General features: G+C 73.6%; 15 protein-coding genes. 6 read left to right on the top strand and 9 right to left on the bottom strand.

Annotation, left to right across the window (positions count from 1 at the left end):
* From sulP to E8D34_RS08495, 3 genes are all read right to left on the bottom strand, one after another.
* Complete coding sequence (gene sulP, locus E8D34_RS08505) at positions 1–1,758, bottom strand: sulfate permease (RefSeq protein WP_240771231.1); 1,758 nt, start codon at positions 1,756–1,758, stop codon at positions 1–3.
* Positions 1,759–1,919: 161 nt separating this feature from the next.
* Positions 1,920–2,642, bottom strand: a complete 723-nt coding sequence (locus tag E8D34_RS08500) for a hemerythrin domain-containing protein (RefSeq protein WP_136594188.1) — start codon at positions 2,640–2,642, stop codon at positions 1,920–1,922.
* Positions 2,639–3,367, bottom strand: coding sequence for a hypothetical protein (locus tag E8D34_RS08495; RefSeq protein ID WP_136594187.1), 729 nt, complete (start codon positions 3,365–3,367; stop codon positions 2,639–2,641). Before E8D34_RS08495 ends, E8D34_RS08500 begins: the two co-directional genes overlap by 4 nt.
* Positions 3,368–3,519: 152 nt before the next feature.
* On the opposite strand from E8D34_RS08495, the gene E8D34_RS08490 reads away from it, so the two are divergent.
* Positions 3,520–4,632, top strand: coding sequence for a histidine kinase (locus E8D34_RS08490; protein ID WP_136594186.1), 1,113 nt, complete (start codon positions 3,520–3,522; stop codon positions 4,630–4,632).
* A complete protein-coding gene (locus tag E8D34_RS08485) occupies positions 4,629–5,285 on the top strand; it encodes a response regulator transcription factor (RefSeq protein ID WP_206056628.1) in 657 nt (218 codons plus the stop codon). Before E8D34_RS08490 ends, E8D34_RS08485 begins: the two co-directional genes overlap by 4 nt.
* Here the strand turns inward: E8D34_RS08485 and E8D34_RS20720 are convergent.
* The gene (locus E8D34_RS20720) at positions 5,282–5,782 is read right to left on the bottom strand and encodes a hypothetical protein (RefSeq protein WP_168929371.1); all 501 of its coding nucleotides are present in this window, start codon (positions 5,780–5,782) and stop codon (positions 5,282–5,284) included. The two genes, E8D34_RS08485 and E8D34_RS20720, sit on opposite strands and share 4 nt — an antisense overlap.
* A 115-nt stretch (positions 5,783–5,897) precedes the next feature.
* On the opposite strand from E8D34_RS20720, the gene E8D34_RS08470 reads away from it, so the two are divergent.
* The gene (locus tag E8D34_RS08470; protein ID WP_136594184.1) at positions 5,898–6,977 is read left to right on the top strand and encodes a M4 family metallopeptidase; all 1,080 of its coding nucleotides are present in this window, start codon (positions 5,898–5,900) and stop codon (positions 6,975–6,977) included.
* Positions 6,978–7,037: 60 nt separating this feature from the next.
* Here E8D34_RS08470 and E8D34_RS08465 read toward each other — a convergent pair whose 3' ends face one another.
* Positions 7,038–7,667, bottom strand: coding sequence for a M23 family metallopeptidase (locus E8D34_RS08465; RefSeq protein ID WP_168929370.1), 630 nt, complete (start codon positions 7,665–7,667; stop codon positions 7,038–7,040).
* 209 nt (positions 7,668–7,876) lie between these two features.
* Between E8D34_RS08465 and E8D34_RS08460 the strand changes: the two genes are divergently transcribed.
* On the top strand, positions 7,877–9,214 hold the full coding sequence (locus E8D34_RS08460) for a M20/M25/M40 family metallo-hydrolase (protein ID WP_136594182.1): 1,338 nt from the start codon (positions 7,877–7,879) through the stop codon (positions 9,212–9,214).
* Positions 9,215–9,232: 18 nt separating this feature from the next.
* Here the strand turns inward: E8D34_RS08460 and E8D34_RS08455 are convergent, their stop codons facing one another.
* The 3 genes from E8D34_RS08455 to E8D34_RS08445 all read right to left on the bottom strand — a co-directional run bounded on the left by E8D34_RS08455 (position 9,233) and on the right by E8D34_RS08445 (position 11,348).
* Positions 9,233–10,036, bottom strand: coding sequence for an alpha/beta hydrolase-fold protein (locus tag E8D34_RS08455; RefSeq protein ID WP_136594181.1), 804 nt, complete (start codon positions 10,034–10,036; stop codon positions 9,233–9,235).
* 81 nt (positions 10,037–10,117) lie between these two features.
* Entirely contained in the window at positions 10,118–10,357 is a 240-nt protein-coding gene (locus E8D34_RS21530) for a DUF5703 family protein (protein ID WP_136594180.1), read from the bottom strand.
* A 37-nt stretch (positions 10,358–10,394) separates the two neighbouring features.
* Entirely contained in the window at positions 10,395–11,348 is a 954-nt protein-coding gene (locus E8D34_RS08445; RefSeq protein WP_136594179.1) for an aldo/keto reductase, read from the bottom strand.
* Positions 11,349–11,420: 72 nt separating this feature from the next.
* Here E8D34_RS08445 and E8D34_RS08440 point away from each other — a divergent pair, with 72 nt between their 5' ends.
* Entirely contained in the window at positions 11,421–12,263 is an 843-nt protein-coding gene (locus E8D34_RS08440) for an undecaprenyl-diphosphate phosphatase (protein ID WP_136594178.1), read from the top strand.
* Positions 12,264–12,294: 31 nt separating this feature from the next.
* On the opposite strand, the gene E8D34_RS08435 is transcribed toward E8D34_RS08440, so the two are convergent.
* Entirely contained in the window at positions 12,295–13,272 is a 978-nt protein-coding gene (locus tag E8D34_RS08435) for a magnesium and cobalt transport protein CorA (RefSeq protein WP_136594177.1), read from the bottom strand.
* Positions 13,273–13,334: 62 nt separating this feature from the next.
* Here E8D34_RS08435 and E8D34_RS08430 point away from each other — a divergent pair, with 62 nt between their 5' ends.
* Complete coding sequence (locus E8D34_RS08430) at positions 13,335–14,081, top strand: MSMEG_4193 family putative phosphomutase (RefSeq protein WP_206056626.1); 747 nt, start codon at positions 13,335–13,337, stop codon at positions 14,079–14,081.
* The last annotated feature ends 3 nt before the right edge of the window (positions 14,082–14,084 follow it).

Raw genomic sequence — 14,084 nt, 5'->3', positions numbered from 1 at the left:
CTACGGCTCCAGCCGGTACGGGCTCGGCCCGGGGACCCAGGCGGCGCCGGAGCGCCGCTCGTAGGCCTCGACCGCGGTCCGGACCGTCGGGTAGAACCGGTCCTCGGCCAGCGTCCGCGCCAGCTCGTAGTGCTCCACCTTGTCCCGCACGGCGTCCTTCAGCTCGGCGAACACCAGCCGCGTGCCCGCTTCGTCGAGCTCCTCCTCGAGCTCCTCGAGCATGTCGGCGGCCGTGGTGTCGACGTCGGTGATCGGCTCGGCGGCGACCACGATCCACCGGGGGCGGGGCTCGATGGCGGCGATCCGCCGTACCTGGTCGCGGAACGTGCGCGCGTTCGCGAACAGCAGCGGAGCGTCGAAGCGGTAGATGGCGAGTCCCGGAAGGTGCTCGGTGGTCTGCCGGTACGCCGTGTCGTGGAACCCGCGCAGGTCGCCCGCCCGGCCCAGCATCGCCTGGTGCGGCCACCACACCCGCCGGAAGACGTTCAGGATGGACAGGCCGACGGCGACGGCGATCCCCGGCAGCACGCCCAGCAGCGCCACGCCCAGGAACGCGACGAGCGCCAGGACGAAGTCCGAGCGCCGCTGCCGCCGCAGTCGCCGGATGCCGGCGAGGTCGGCGAGGGAGAAGGACGCCGCGATCACCACGGCCGCGAGCGCCGGCTGCGGGAGGTCGCGCAGCAGACCCGGCACGAAGAGCAGCATCGCGAGGACGGTGGCGGCGCCCACGAGGCCGGTGACCTGGGTCCGGGAGCCGGCCTGGAACGCGACCGCGGTCCGCGAGCCGCTGGTGCTGGTGGGGAATCCCTGGAACAGGCCGGCAGCGATGCAGGCCGCGCCGACGCCGATCATCTCGCGGTCTCCGTCGACCTCCGCGCCGGTCTTCCGAGCGAACACCGACGCGGTCGAGATCGTGTCGGTGAGCGAGACCAGTGCGATCCCGAGCGCCCCGCCGAACAGCAGCGTCAGGTCGGCCAACGGCACCGTGGGGATGTCGAACGGCGGGAACCCGGCCGGGAGCTCGCCGACCAGCTCGACCCCGCGCGCCCCGAGGTCGAAGAGCGCGACCGCGGCGATCGCGAGCAGCACGGCGCCCAGCACCGCGGGGAAGGCGGGCAACAGACGCTGCAGGGCGAGGATCAGGGCCAGGCACGCGACGCCCACGGCGAGCGCCGGACCGACCGTCGCGCCACCGGCCACCGCGTCCACGAACCCGGTGACGTCGGAGAGCAGGCTGTCGCCGTCGACGGAGAAGCCGAAGAGCTTCGGGAGCTGGCCGACCAGGATCGTCAGTGCGAGCCCGTTGATGTAGCCGACCTGGGTGGGTCGGGAGAGCAGGTCCGCGACGAAGCCGAGCTTGAAGACGCCCAGGGACACCGTGATCGCCCCCACCATCAGGGACAGGACGGCGGCATAGGCGACCGCCGCCTGCGGGTCGCCGTCCGCGGCCGCGAGCGGGAGAACGGTGGCGGCGATCATCGGCCCCAGCGCGGAGTCCGGCCCGAGGACGAGGACCCGGGACGGCCCGAACAGGGCGTAGCCGACGAGCCCGAGGATGGTGGTGTAGAGCCCGGTGATGACCGGCAGCCCGGCCAGTTCGGCGTACGCCATCCCCTGGGGGACCAGCAGGGTGGCGATCACCAGGCCGGCGGCCAGGTCCTGGCGGAACAGGGACGGACGATAGCCGCGCAGTCCCGCCACCCCGGGAAGGACGCGCCCCACCGTGTCGACCAGGCGTGAGGTCGGCTCGGGGGTCACGTCGGAGCTCCGATCGTCGGGGCACGCGCCAGTCCGCGGGCGCTCTACCGGGAGTAGACCATCACCGACCGCGTCCGCGCACCGACTACCGCGATGCATTCCCGGGCCCAGGAGCCGGACGGTGCCCGGCTGGCCCGCGAGACCGGGCCAGCCGGGCACCGTCAGCCGCCGAAGGCGTCGCGGTGGCGCCGCTCGAACCCGCGTCGGGTGAGGCGGTGGACGACGCGGTGCGGTCGCCCCGCCCGCTCCCACACCTGCGCCGCGTCCTCCTCGTTGAGTCCGTAGGTCACCCACGGCACCAAGGTGAGCACCAGCCGGAGCGGATAGGCCCGGCCGATCGCACGCTCGACGTCCTCGTAGGCGGGCCCGTCGAGCACGCGCTGGACCAGCGGCAAGGTCTCCCGCTCCTCGTGGGCGAGATGGTCCTCGAGCGCCGTCCGCAGGTGCGAGAGCCCGTCGGCCACCTGGTGGCGGACGGACACGCTCGCGTGCCGCCGCATGGCGTCGAAACCGATCCCCACCGCCACCAGTGCGGGCGCGATCTCCGCGTGCTCGTCGGCCATCGCGGCCACCAGCGCCCGGTCGTCCTCGTCCCCGCGGCGGTCCACGGCCACGGACAGCGCCGGCCAGTAGTGCTCGTCCTCGACGGTGTGGTGGTGGTGGAGCAGCTCGGCGAACAGCCGCCAGTACGCGTCCAACGCTCGCCAGGCGTGCCGGTCCTCGACGGCGGTTCGCGGCACCGTCGCCGCCAGGTCGGCGAGGTCGCGCCGGAAGGCGTAGTGCATCGCGTACATCCCGACGTGGTCGATCGGTCCGTCGGCCACCCACGCCTGGCCCGGCAGGTCCACCTGGCCGACCGGGCCCACCTTGCCAGCGGCGCTCATCGCTGGCCCCGCAGCCAGTGCCAGGCCAGGAACCCGACCCAGAGCTCGTATCCGAGGGTGCTGAGCGCCAGCAGCGGGAAGACCGCCGCGGTGATGGTCACCGCGCTCCCGACCAGCCCGATCGGGAGGAGCACCCACCCGGTGCGCTGGAGCCACGGTGCCGTCCCCGCGCGCCGCAGACCGAGCACGATGGCGCCCACGAAGAAGGTTCGCGGCAGCACCGAGAGCGCGAGCGTGTACGGCGCCACCGAGTCCCAGCCGCCGAGCAGCCGCAGGTCGCTGCCCGCCGACGCGGCCTCCAGGGCGACGTCGTGCAGCAGGCCACCCAACGGCCAGACGAGCGCCAGCAGGGCACCGGACGACACCGCGACCACCGCGAGCACGCCGCTGGCGTCGACCCGTCGAAGGTGGACGGCGACGGCTCCGAGGAAGCCGAGCAGCAGCGTGCCCGCCAGCATGAACGCGTAGTTGCCCACCCGGTAGAGCTCCTGCACCTCCAGCACGCTTCGCCCGCGGTCGAGTGCGCCACTGCCGGGCGAGCCGCCGTGGGGCAGCACGATGGTGACCATGGCGACCATCACGGTCAGCTGGGCGATGGTGAACGCGAGTCCGAACCGGGCGCTCAGTCGGACCAGGTCGGAGCCGGGCGGGCAGGCAGTGGTGCTCGTCGCCGCGTCCGGCGGCTGGTCGGCGAGGGCCGGGCGGCCCGTCTCGGTGGCGGTCATCGGATGTCCTTTCGGGGTCGGGGTGGCCCGGGGCGGGCCGGTGGTCCGACGCTAGGAACCCGGTCGGGTGCGTCACATCGACCCCCGGGCGTGACCGCTGCTCATCCCGTGGGGTGATGCGCGAGCGCCGCCGGCTCGCCTAGCCTCCGAGCGTGCGCCCGCTGGACCGCCTCCACACCACGCCGCTCGACGCGGGCCTGGCCGGCGGTCTCGTCCTCGCGGGGTTGGCCCAGGCGGCGGCCGTCCCGTTCGCCGCGCCCGGTGTCGCCGCCCTGTACGTGGTCGGCACGACGCTGCCGTTGGCCTGGCGGCGTACCTGGCCGGTCGAGGCGGCGCTGCTCTCCTCGGTGTTCTGGCTGCTCCCGCTGGACGGCTTCCCGGTGCTCGGCTTCGTGGCGGTGCTGCTGCAGTTCTTCGCCCTCGGCTCGCGGGGTGAGCCGGTGCTCGCGGTGGCCGGGGTGACGGCCTTCGCCTGCGGCGCGACGGTGGTCGGCACCTTCCTCGGGCCCGAGGCGCCCGTGGCCGTGATCGGCGGCGTCCTGGCGGTGCTGGCACCGGTCCTGGCGGGACGGCTGGTACGCCACCTGCACCGTCAGAACGAGGCGTTGACCGCGCTCGCGGGTGAGCTGCGCGAGGAGCGGGCCCGCGTGGAGGAGGCCGCGATCGGTGCGGAGCGGGCACGCGTCGCGCAGGAGCTGCACGACGTGCTGGGCCACGAGCTGACCCTGATCGCGATCCACGCCGAGGCGGCCGGGGCGGCGCTGCGCGAGCAGCCGGAGCGAGCGGGCGAGCCGGTCGAGGCGATCCGCGCCACTGCGCACCGGGCCCTGGCGGAGATGCGTCAGGTGGTCGACGCGCTCGGTGTCGACGGGGCGGCCGGAGCGGGGGCGGCCGAGGACGTCGAGTCGCTCGCCGCACGGGCCCGGAGCGCGGGCATCGACTGCACGCTCACCGTCACCGGTACGCCGGAGTCCGCCCCGTCGCCGACGGCGATGGCCGTGCAGCGCATCGTCCGTGAGTGCCTCACGAACGCGGGCCGGCACGCGCCGGGGCACCCGGTCGAGGTGCGGGTGGAGTGGGGAGAGGCTGCCGTGGTCGTGCACTCCGCCAACCGGGCGACGCCCACCGGGGGCACGGCGGCGCCGGGGCGAGGTCTGACCGGGATCCGGCACCGGGCGGAGCTGCTCGGCGGCACCTTCTCAGCCGGGATGGCCGACGGTTCGTTCGTGCTGCGCGTCGCGCTGCCCAGGACGGTCCGACCGTGACGACCGTGCTGCTGGTCGACGACCAGGCGTTGGTGCGCCAGGGACTCCGGCTGATCCTCGAGCTCGCCGGGGTCGAGGTGGTCGGCGAGGCGGGCGACGGAGTCGAGGCGGTCGCGGCGGTCGACGCGCTGGAACCCGACGTCACGCTCATGGATGTGCGGATGCCGGTGCTCGACGGCGTCGAGGCCACGCGGCGGATCGTGGCCTCGGGCGCCAGGACCCGGGTGATCGTGCTGACCACCTTCGACCTGGACCAGCACGTGGTGGAGGCACTCCGCGCGGGGGCGGCCGGCTTCCTGCTCAAGGACGTGACGGCGGATGGCCTGACCGATGCGGTACGCCGAGCCGCGGCCGGGGAGCCGGTGGTCGCGCCGGCGGTGCTGGCCCGGCTGATGGACCACTTCGCCTCCCGGCCGCCGGCGCCGCCGACGCTGCCTGCGGGCTTCGGCGACCTGAGCGACCGGGAGCGGGAGATCCTGGCGCTGATCGGGCGCGGACGGTCGAACGCGGAGATCGCGGCGGAGCTGGTGATCAGCATGGCCACGGTGAAGACCCACGTGCGCCACGTCTTCGCCAAGCTCGGGCTGCGCGACCGCGCGCAGGCAGTCGTGGCCGCGCGCGACGCCGGGCTCGGCGGTGAGGACGCCGGCTAGCAGGCCGCCTTGACCGCGGTGGCCAGGTCCTGGACGGCCGAGGTGACGCCGTCGGCGCTGTCGCGGACGGCGGTGAGGTTGTCCCGGCTCGGCGAGGCGACGGCGGTGCCGATGCTGTCCCCGAGGTCGCTGAGGGCGGCGTCCACCGCGTCGAGCTCCGTGGAGAACTCGGTGCGCGCCGCGGCCCGCAGGGACGCGAGCGGCTCCTGGAGCGCGGCCAGCTGGTCGCGGAGCGCCCGCAGGCCACCCGGCGACGTCAGCTTCACCGCCTTGAGCTCGTCGATGGCCGCCTCGAGCTCGTCGGCGTCGGCACAGACCTCCGGCTCCGCACCGGTGTCGGACGTCTCCGATGACGCCTCCGAGGACGCCTCCGTGGCCTCCGCCGTGGACGAGGAGTCGGTGGAGGACGAGCCGGACGTGCCGTCGTCGTCGCTGCAGGCACCGAGGACGAGTCCGAGGAGGAGCGCGAGGGCGGCCGCCGCCGATTTCGTGGTCACCTCTCGCACCCTAGGCGCGCCGGCCCGCCCTGGCGAGGGTCTCTCGGACGTATCTGACGGGCCGTCCGGGGGTCCTCAGGGTGACGTCCCCGCCACACCACCCCCAGGAGGAATCATGACCACCACGTTTGCCCGACCGCAGTGCTTCTACGTGCCGCCGTACGTCGAGTCAGCCCTCGTCGAGAGCGCGGCCGCACCGTCGGTCGACCAGGCCCAGGCCGACCTCAGCGGCGAGGCGCGAGACCGTCGCGCCGGCCGGCTCAGCGAGCTCGCCGAGAAGGCCGAGGCCGCCGAGGAGACCGGCATGCCGGTGGAGCTGGCCCCGCCGGCGACCGGCACCGCCCGCCGCGAGGTGTTCGACAGCGGCAACACCACCAACCAGCGGGTCACGCTCGTCCGACCCGAGGGCGGCCCGGAGACCAAGGACGCCGACGTGATCAACGCGTACGACAACGCCGGCCTGGTCCGCTCCTACTTCCGGGAGACCCTCAACCGGAACTCGATCGACAACCGGGCCCTCGACCTGGTCCTCAACGTGCACTACGGGACCAGCTACAACAACGCCTTCTGGGACGGCGACGAGATGACCTTCGGCGACGGGGACGGCGTGATCTTCTCGGGTTTCGCCCGCTCGCTCGACGTCGTCGCCCACGAGCTCGCGCACGGCGTCACCCAGTTCGCGTCGGGCCTGGTCTACCAGGGCGAGTCGGGGGCACTGAACGAGCACTTCAGCGACGCGTTCGGCACCGCGATCACCCAGTGGGCGGCCGGCGAGCGGCCGGAGGACGCCGACTGGCTCATCGGCGACGAGATCATGGGCCCGGAGCTGTACGGCGAGGCGCTCCGCTCGATGCGCTACCCGGGCACGGCCTACGACAACCCGATCCTGGGCAAGGACCCGCAGCCCGCGCACTACGCCGACCGCTACACCGGCAACGCGGACAACGGAGGGGTGCACATCAACTCGGGCATCCCGAACCGGGCGTTCTACCGGGTCGCCACCGAGCTCGGCGACACCCTCGTGGCCGCCCGGATCTGGTACCACGCGCTGAACTTCCTGCGTCCCCGTGCCACCTTCGCGCAGGCGGCCGCCCAGACCGCCGAGTCCGCGCGGATCCTGGTCAAGTCCGGCGCGGTGCACAAGGGCGCCACCCAGGTCGTGCGTGGCGCCTGGCACGAGGTGGGCGTCGGCTGACCCCCGTCCTGGTCGGACGTCGGCGGGGTCAGCGGGGAGCTGGCCCCGCCGACGAGCGACTCAGGGCTGGACGCCGAGCTCGGGCAGCAGCGACTCGGGGTCGATCGGGACGTCGTTGTCGCGGATCTCCAGGTGCAGGTGCGGCCCGGTCGAGTTGCCGGTGGAGCCCAGTGCCCCGACGTGGTCGCCCGGCGCGAGCACCTGGCCCACGCTGACGCCGAACGCCGAGAGGTGGCAGTACCACCAGCTCCGGCCCTTGTCGTCGATCACCGTCACCCGCATGCCGTAGGCGCCGGCGTACTCGGCCGCCACCACACGGCCGCCGACGACGGCGCGCACCGGCGTGCCGAGCGGGGCGGCGAAGTCGAGACCGGTGTGGCTCGAGGACCACATCGCGCCGGCGTTCCCGAAGCGGCCGGTGAGCTGGTAGCCGGCGACGGGAAGCACAGCGGTCACCGGTGCGATCTCCGGCCGGGTCACGGCCTCGCGGATCGGGCGCAGCGCGGGCCGGCGCTGGACGCGGAGGCTCTGGGCCTCGGCGACCTCGAGGGTGGCCTCGGCGGAGACCAGTCGCACGCGCTCGCTGACGGCTGCGGTAGCCTGAGGCGTCAGGAAGACACCGGCCACCGCGAGTCCGCTGACGGCAGGCACGACCAGTGCCTTGCGCAGGGTGTGTCGCAGGGTCGTCACGGTTCTTTCCTTCGTTCGCGGAGATGCCCGCATGCGTCGGGCACCGCGTTCCAGTGCGCCAAATCCGCAGGTCAGAACCCAAGTTCTCGGATCGTTACCTGTGCTTTAGGTCACAGCCAGGACGGGTTGCCACCGCTCAGCGGGGGTGATAGGTGCGAGCGAAGTCACAGGCGCCGGCGCCGGCGAATTGACATGGTTGGATGGCCCCCATGGACGTGGCCCACGACGCACCCGACCGCCGTACCGACGGGCCCGACCCAGCTGCCGAGGTCGTCGACCTGTGCCGTGACCTGATCCGGATCGACACCTCGAACTACGGAGCGACGGACGGGCCGGGGGAGCGCGACGCGGCGGAGTACGTCGCCGCCCGACTGGCCGAGGTGGGCCTCGACCCCACGATCATCGAGACCGCCCCGGGGCGGGCCAACGTCGTCGCCCGCTGGGGCGGCGGCAACGGGCGCGACGACGCCCTCCTGCTGCACGGCCACCTCGACGTCGTGCCGGCCGCCGCCGAGGACTGGAGCGTCCACCCGTTCAGCGGAGAGATCCGGGACGGCTACGTCTGGGGGCGCGGCGCGGTCGACATGAAGGACTTCGACGCCATGCTGCTCGCCGTGGTCCGGGCGCGCCAGGTCGCCGACCGAGCGCCCGAGCGGTCCGTCGTGCTCTGCTTCACCGCGGACGAGGAGGCCGGCGGGCACCACGGCGCGGAGGTCCTGGTCCGGGACCACCGGGACCTGTTCGAGGGCTGCACCGCGGCCGTCGGCGAGGTGGGCGGGTTCAGCACCACGGTGCGCGGACGCCGGCTCTACCTGGTCGAGGCCGCCGAGCGGGGGATGGCGTGGATGAAGCTGACGGCGCGCGGCCGCGCCGGACACGGCTCGATGATCAACGACGAGAACGCGGTCACCCGCCTCGCGGCGGCCGTCGCCCGGATCGGCACCCACCGCTGGCCGCTGCGCCTGACGCCGACGATGCGGACGCTGCTCGCCTGCGTCGGCGAGCTCGCCGGCGAGGAGCCCACGCCGGAGAACGCGGTGGCGCTGATGGAGGAGTTCGGCAGCGCCACCCGGATGCTGGGCGCGGTGCTGCGCAACTCGGCCAACCCGACCATGCTCGACGCCGGCTACAAGGTCAACGTGATCCCGAGCGAGGCGAGCGCCCACGTCGACGGCCGCTTCCTGCCCGGCTACGAGGAGGAGTTCTTCGCGACGCTGACCGAGCTCGTCGGCGAGGACGTCGCCGTCGACCTCGTCAGCCACCAGCCGCCGTGGGAGATGCCCTACGAGGGCGCGGTGGTGGACGCCATGACCCGCAGCCTGATGGCCGAGGACCCCGACGCGCTGGTCGCACCGTTCCTGATGAGCGCCGGCACCGACGCCAAGCACTTCGGGAGGCTCGGGATGCGCACGTACGGGTTCACCCCGCTGCGGCTGCCGGCCGACCTCGACTTCACCGCGCTGTTCCACGGCGTCGACGAGCGGGTGCCGGTCGACGCGCTGGAGTTCGGTGCGCGGGTGATGGACCGGTTCCTCGACGAGGTGTGAGCGCGGCCCGGGATCGGGCTAGTCCGCGGACATCAGCCACGAGAACGCCTCGAGCGCGTGCTCGTTCCAGAACTGCTGCGTGTGCCCGCCGGCGACGTACGACGACACCTCGGGCGGCGTGGGCAACCGGTTGGTCACGGCGCGCACGTCGTCGAGGAACGGGTCCTCGGTGCCGCACCAGACGCCGATCCGCTGCCCCGTCAGCGGGCTGAGGTCGGCCAGCGCGGGGTCGACATCGGCCACCGCCGGGCTGAACAGCGCCAGCGCGCGGGCCCACCCGGGGTCGGTCAGCGCGAGCCGCAGGGCCCCGTAGCCGCCGCGCGACCACGCCCACACCCGCGGCCGGCCCGGGGCGAACCCCCGATCGGCCAGCCATTGCGGCATCTCCTCGCGGAGCATCGTGAACGGATCGACGCCGCCGCCCGGGACCCAGCCGTCCGGGCCGTCGTCGGTGCCGACCAGCACGAACGGAGGCGCCCCGGCCTCCACCGCCGCGGTCACGAACCGGGTGAAGCCGAAGTCGCGGAACTGGGCGGCCGACGAGCTCGCACCGTGGAGCACCAGCAGCGCCGGCAGACCCGCGCCCTCGCCATACCCGGCCGGGACGGCGGTGAAGAGGTCCAGTTCGGTGCCCATCGCCGCGGAGGCGACGGTGTCGAGCCGCACCTCGCCCTCGGCCGCGTCGGGGACGAAGAGGTCGGGGGAGAGCCCGAGCGCCCGCCGGACGCGCGCCGGCGCCGCGTCCACCGCGACGGCTCCCAGGGCCGCCGCGACGGCGACCCCGCCGGCGCCGAGCAGTGTCCCCCGGCGCGTCACCTGCATGCGCGGCAGCGTAGGAGGGGCGCGGCCCGACTCGGCGCCCGCCGGCCGCGCGGTCACCAGAACAGGCGACGGCCCGGGCCGTCAGGCGGTGCGCACCGCGCGGATGATCTTGCGGCGCAGCACCACGCGCCGCTTGCCGTCGGGGCCGATCTGGACCCGGTCCAGCTCCCAGCCGCCGTGCTCGGCCCGCTCGGCGAGCAGCTTCGCGACCATGTTGCGGGAGAACGCCCGGTCGAACGTGATCCGCTCGAACTCCCACTCGACGCCGGGTCCGAGCCCGCGCAGCAGTCGCGCGCGGGGGTGCGTGGGCGGCCTGGTCATCGCGGCGAGACTACCCGCTTTCGCGTGCTCGGGCGGACTATCGGGCGGGGTCGGAGACGTCGTCCAGTGCGTGCCGGATCTCCGGCGGGAGCACCCGGTCCTCGACCTTCAGGGCGACCTTGAGCTGAGCGGCCGTGCGCGCTCCCACGATGGGCGCGGTCACCCCCGGCTGGTCGCGGACCCACGCGAGCGCCACCTCCAGGGGCGTCCAGCCCAGGCCGTCGGCCGCGCGGCACACCGCCTCCACGACGCCCCGGCTGCGCTCGTCCAGGTAGGCCTCGACGAAGGAGGAGAAGACCGGCGACGCGCCGCGGGAGTCCGAGGGGGTCCCGCCCCGGTACTTGCCGGTGAGAACGCCGCGGCCGAGCGGCGACCACGGCAGCAGACCCATGCCCATCGCGGCGCAGGCGGGCAGCACCTCCTGCTCGACGCGTCGGTTCACCAGCGAGTACTCCATCTGGGAGGAGACCACGGGCGCCCGTCCCGGCATCGCCCGCTGCCAGGTGGCCGCCTGCGCGGTCTGCCAGCCGGTGTAGTTCGAGATGCCGACGTAGGTGGCCCGACCGCTCGAGACCGCGTGGTCCAGGGCTCCCAGCGTCTCCTCCAGCGGCACGTCGTCGGACCAGATGTGCACCTGCCACAGGTCGACGGAGTCGGTGCCGAGCCGGCGCAGCGACTCGTCCAGCCCGCGCAGCAGCGCCCCGCGTGAGGTGTCCGTGGCGCGATCGCCGCCTCGGCGCCAGATGCCGGCCTTCGTCGCCAGGACCACCTCGTCGCGGGGGACGACGTCGCCGATCAGCGAGCCGATCAGCGCCTCGGACCGACCGTCGGTGTAGCCGGCCGCGGTGTCCACCAGCGTCCCGCCGGCCTCCACGAACGCGACCAGCTGGTCGCGCGCCTCGTGCTCGTCCGTGTCCTTGCCCCAGGTCATCGTCCCCAGGCCGAGTCGGGAGACGCGGAGACCGCTGGAGCCGACGTACCGCTGTTGCATGGGGCACAAGGTAGCGGTCCGTGCTCCGATCCCCCGACGGGGCACGCCGCGCGGCACCTAGGATCACCCCTCGTGGTCGAGTACCTCCAGGCGATCTTTCTCGGTGTCCTCCAGGGACTGACCGAGTTCCTCCCCATCTCCAGCAGCGCGCACCTCCGGATCTTCCCGGAGCTGTTCGGCTGGGGCGACCCGGGCGCCGCGTTCACCGCGGTGATCCAGATCGGCACCGAGGTCGCGGTGCTGCTCTTCTTCTGGCGCGACATCTGGCGGATCGCCCGCGCCTGGGTGCTCTCGCTGTTCAAGCCCGAGCACCGGGGCACCCTCGACGCCCGGATGGGCTGGTACATCATCCTCGGGTCGCTGCCGATCGTGGTCCTGGGCATCGCGCTCAAGGACGTCATCGAGTCCGACTTCCGCAACCTGTGGGTGATCGGCACGACCTTGATCGTGCTCGGCCTGATCCTCGGGATCGCCGACCGGGTGGGACGCACCGACCGGGAGCTGAAGAACCTCAGCCTCCGCGACGCGCTGCTGATGGGCCTGGCCCAGGCCTGCGCGCTGATCCCCGGCGTGTCCCGCTCGGGCGCGACCATCTCGATGGGCCGGTTCCTCGGGCTCGAGCGGGCCGCGGCCACCCGGTTCGCCTTCCTGCTGGCCATCCCGGCCGTCGTCGGGGCCGGCCTCTTCGAGCTCGGCGAGATCTCGCACGTGGGGGAGAGCGCGACCGGGGAGGCCGGCTACGGCTGGGGCCCGACCATCACCGCCACGATCGTCTCCTTCCTGGTCGGGTACGCCGCGATCGCCTGGCTGCTGCGCTACGTCTCCACGCACTCCTACCGGCCGTTCGTGATCTACCGGGTGGTGCTGGGCGCGACCGTGCTCAGCCTGCTCGCCAGTGGCGTGCTGACGCCCTGAGCGGCGGCGGTCGGCGGGCGGACCCGCCCGGTCAGATCCAGCCGGAGCGCTTGAAGAAGATCCACAACGCCGTGATCGAGCCGATCATCAGCGCGATCGCGATCATCGTGCTGGCCGGCGAGTGCGGGAACGGCAGCGGCAGGTTCATGCCGTAGAAGCCCGCGATCAGCGTCGGCACCGCCGCGAGGCCGATGCCGGCGGAGATCTTGCGCATGTCGTCGTTCTGCTGCACCGCGATCCGTGCCATGTGCGCGTCGAAGGCCGACGAGAGCAGCGCATCCAGGTTGTCGATCTCCTCCGCGGCCTGCGCGAGGTGGTCGCTGACGTCGCGGAAGAACGGCGCCGAGGACTCCACGACGAGCGGCACCCCGCCGGAGGCGAAGCGACGCATCGGGTCCCGCAACGGCAGCACCGCCCGCCGTACCTCCGCGATCTCGCGCTTGAGCGTGTAGATCCGCCCCGAGTCGTTGGTCCGCTGGGCGTTGAAGACGGAGGTCTCCACCTCGTCCACGTCGGTCTGCAGCTCGTGCACGACGCCGACGTAGGCGTCGACGACCACGTCGCAGACCGCGTAGACCACCGCCGACGGTCCGTGCCCCAGCACGGACTGCCGGTGCTCCAGCTCCTGCCGGGCATCGCTCAGCGGGGAGCCGCGCCCGTGCCGCACGGTGATCACGTAGTCCTCGCCGAGGAAGACATTGATCTCACCGGTCTCCACCGCGTCGTCGGCATCGACGTACCAGAGCGTCTTGAGCACCAGGAAGAGTCCCGACTCGTAGCGCTCGAGCTTGGGGCGCTGGTGGGCGGAGACGGCGTCCTCGACCGCGAGCGGATGGAGGTCGAAGGCCTCGGCGACGGTGCCCAGCTCGACGTGGCTCGGCTCGTAGAGACCGACCCAGACGAAGTCGCCGGGCTGGTCGGCGGCGTCGCGGAGCGCGGCGTAGTCGTGCCGGTGGCAGTCCACGGCGACCCGCGAGCCGGCGCGGTAGACGGCGCTGTCGACGATCACGCGGTCAACCTAGCCCCCGCGCCGGCGGTCGGGCCGCGGCCGCGCCGCTAGGCTCCGTCACCGTGGCGACCCTGATCCTGGTGCGGCATGGCCGCACGACCGCGAACGCCGCCGGCATCCTCGCCGGCCGGCTGCCCGGTGTCCGGCTCGACGACACCGGTGTGGCTCAGGCCGCGCGCGCCGCCGAGCGCCTCGCCGCCGTACCGCTGTCGGTGCTGGTGACCAGCCCCCAGGAGCGCTGCCGGCAGACCGCGAAGGCGATCGCCGGCGCCCAGCGCGAGGCCGGCCGCCAGCTCCGCCCCGTGACCGACAAGGCCTTCGCCGAGTGCGACTACGGTGACTGGCAGGGGCGCCCCCTGAAGGACCTGGCCAAGGAGCAGCTCTGGCGGACCGTCCAGACCCAGCCGTCGGCGGCCGCCTTCCCGGCGGGGGAGTCGCTGGTCGCGATGCAGCAGCGCGCCGTCGCCGCCGTACGCCGCCGGGACGCCCTCGTGGAGGCGGAGCACGGACCGGGGGCGGTCTGGGTCGCCGTCAGCCACGGCGACATCATCAAGTCGGTGCTGGCCGACGCGCTCGGCCTGCACCTGGACCTGTTCCAGCGGGTCCACGTCGACCCCGCCTCGATCTCGGTGATCCGTTACGCCCCGGACCGGCCGTTCGTGCTCGGCACCAACACCCACGCCGGCGACCTCGGCTGGCTCGCGCCCGCGACCGAGGAAGGAGCCGCGGCCGGCCACACCTCCGGCTCCGACGCGGCCGTGGGGGGCGGCGCCGGTCCCGGGACCGGCCCGGTGGAATCGGCCCCCTAGGCT

Origin of the sequence: Nocardioides sp. GY 10113 (assembly GCF_004919105.1) — a bacterium.
GTDB lineage: Bacteria > Actinomycetota > Actinomycetes > Propionibacteriales > Nocardioidaceae > Nocardioides.
This window is presented reverse-complemented; position numbering and strand designations above follow the sequence as displayed.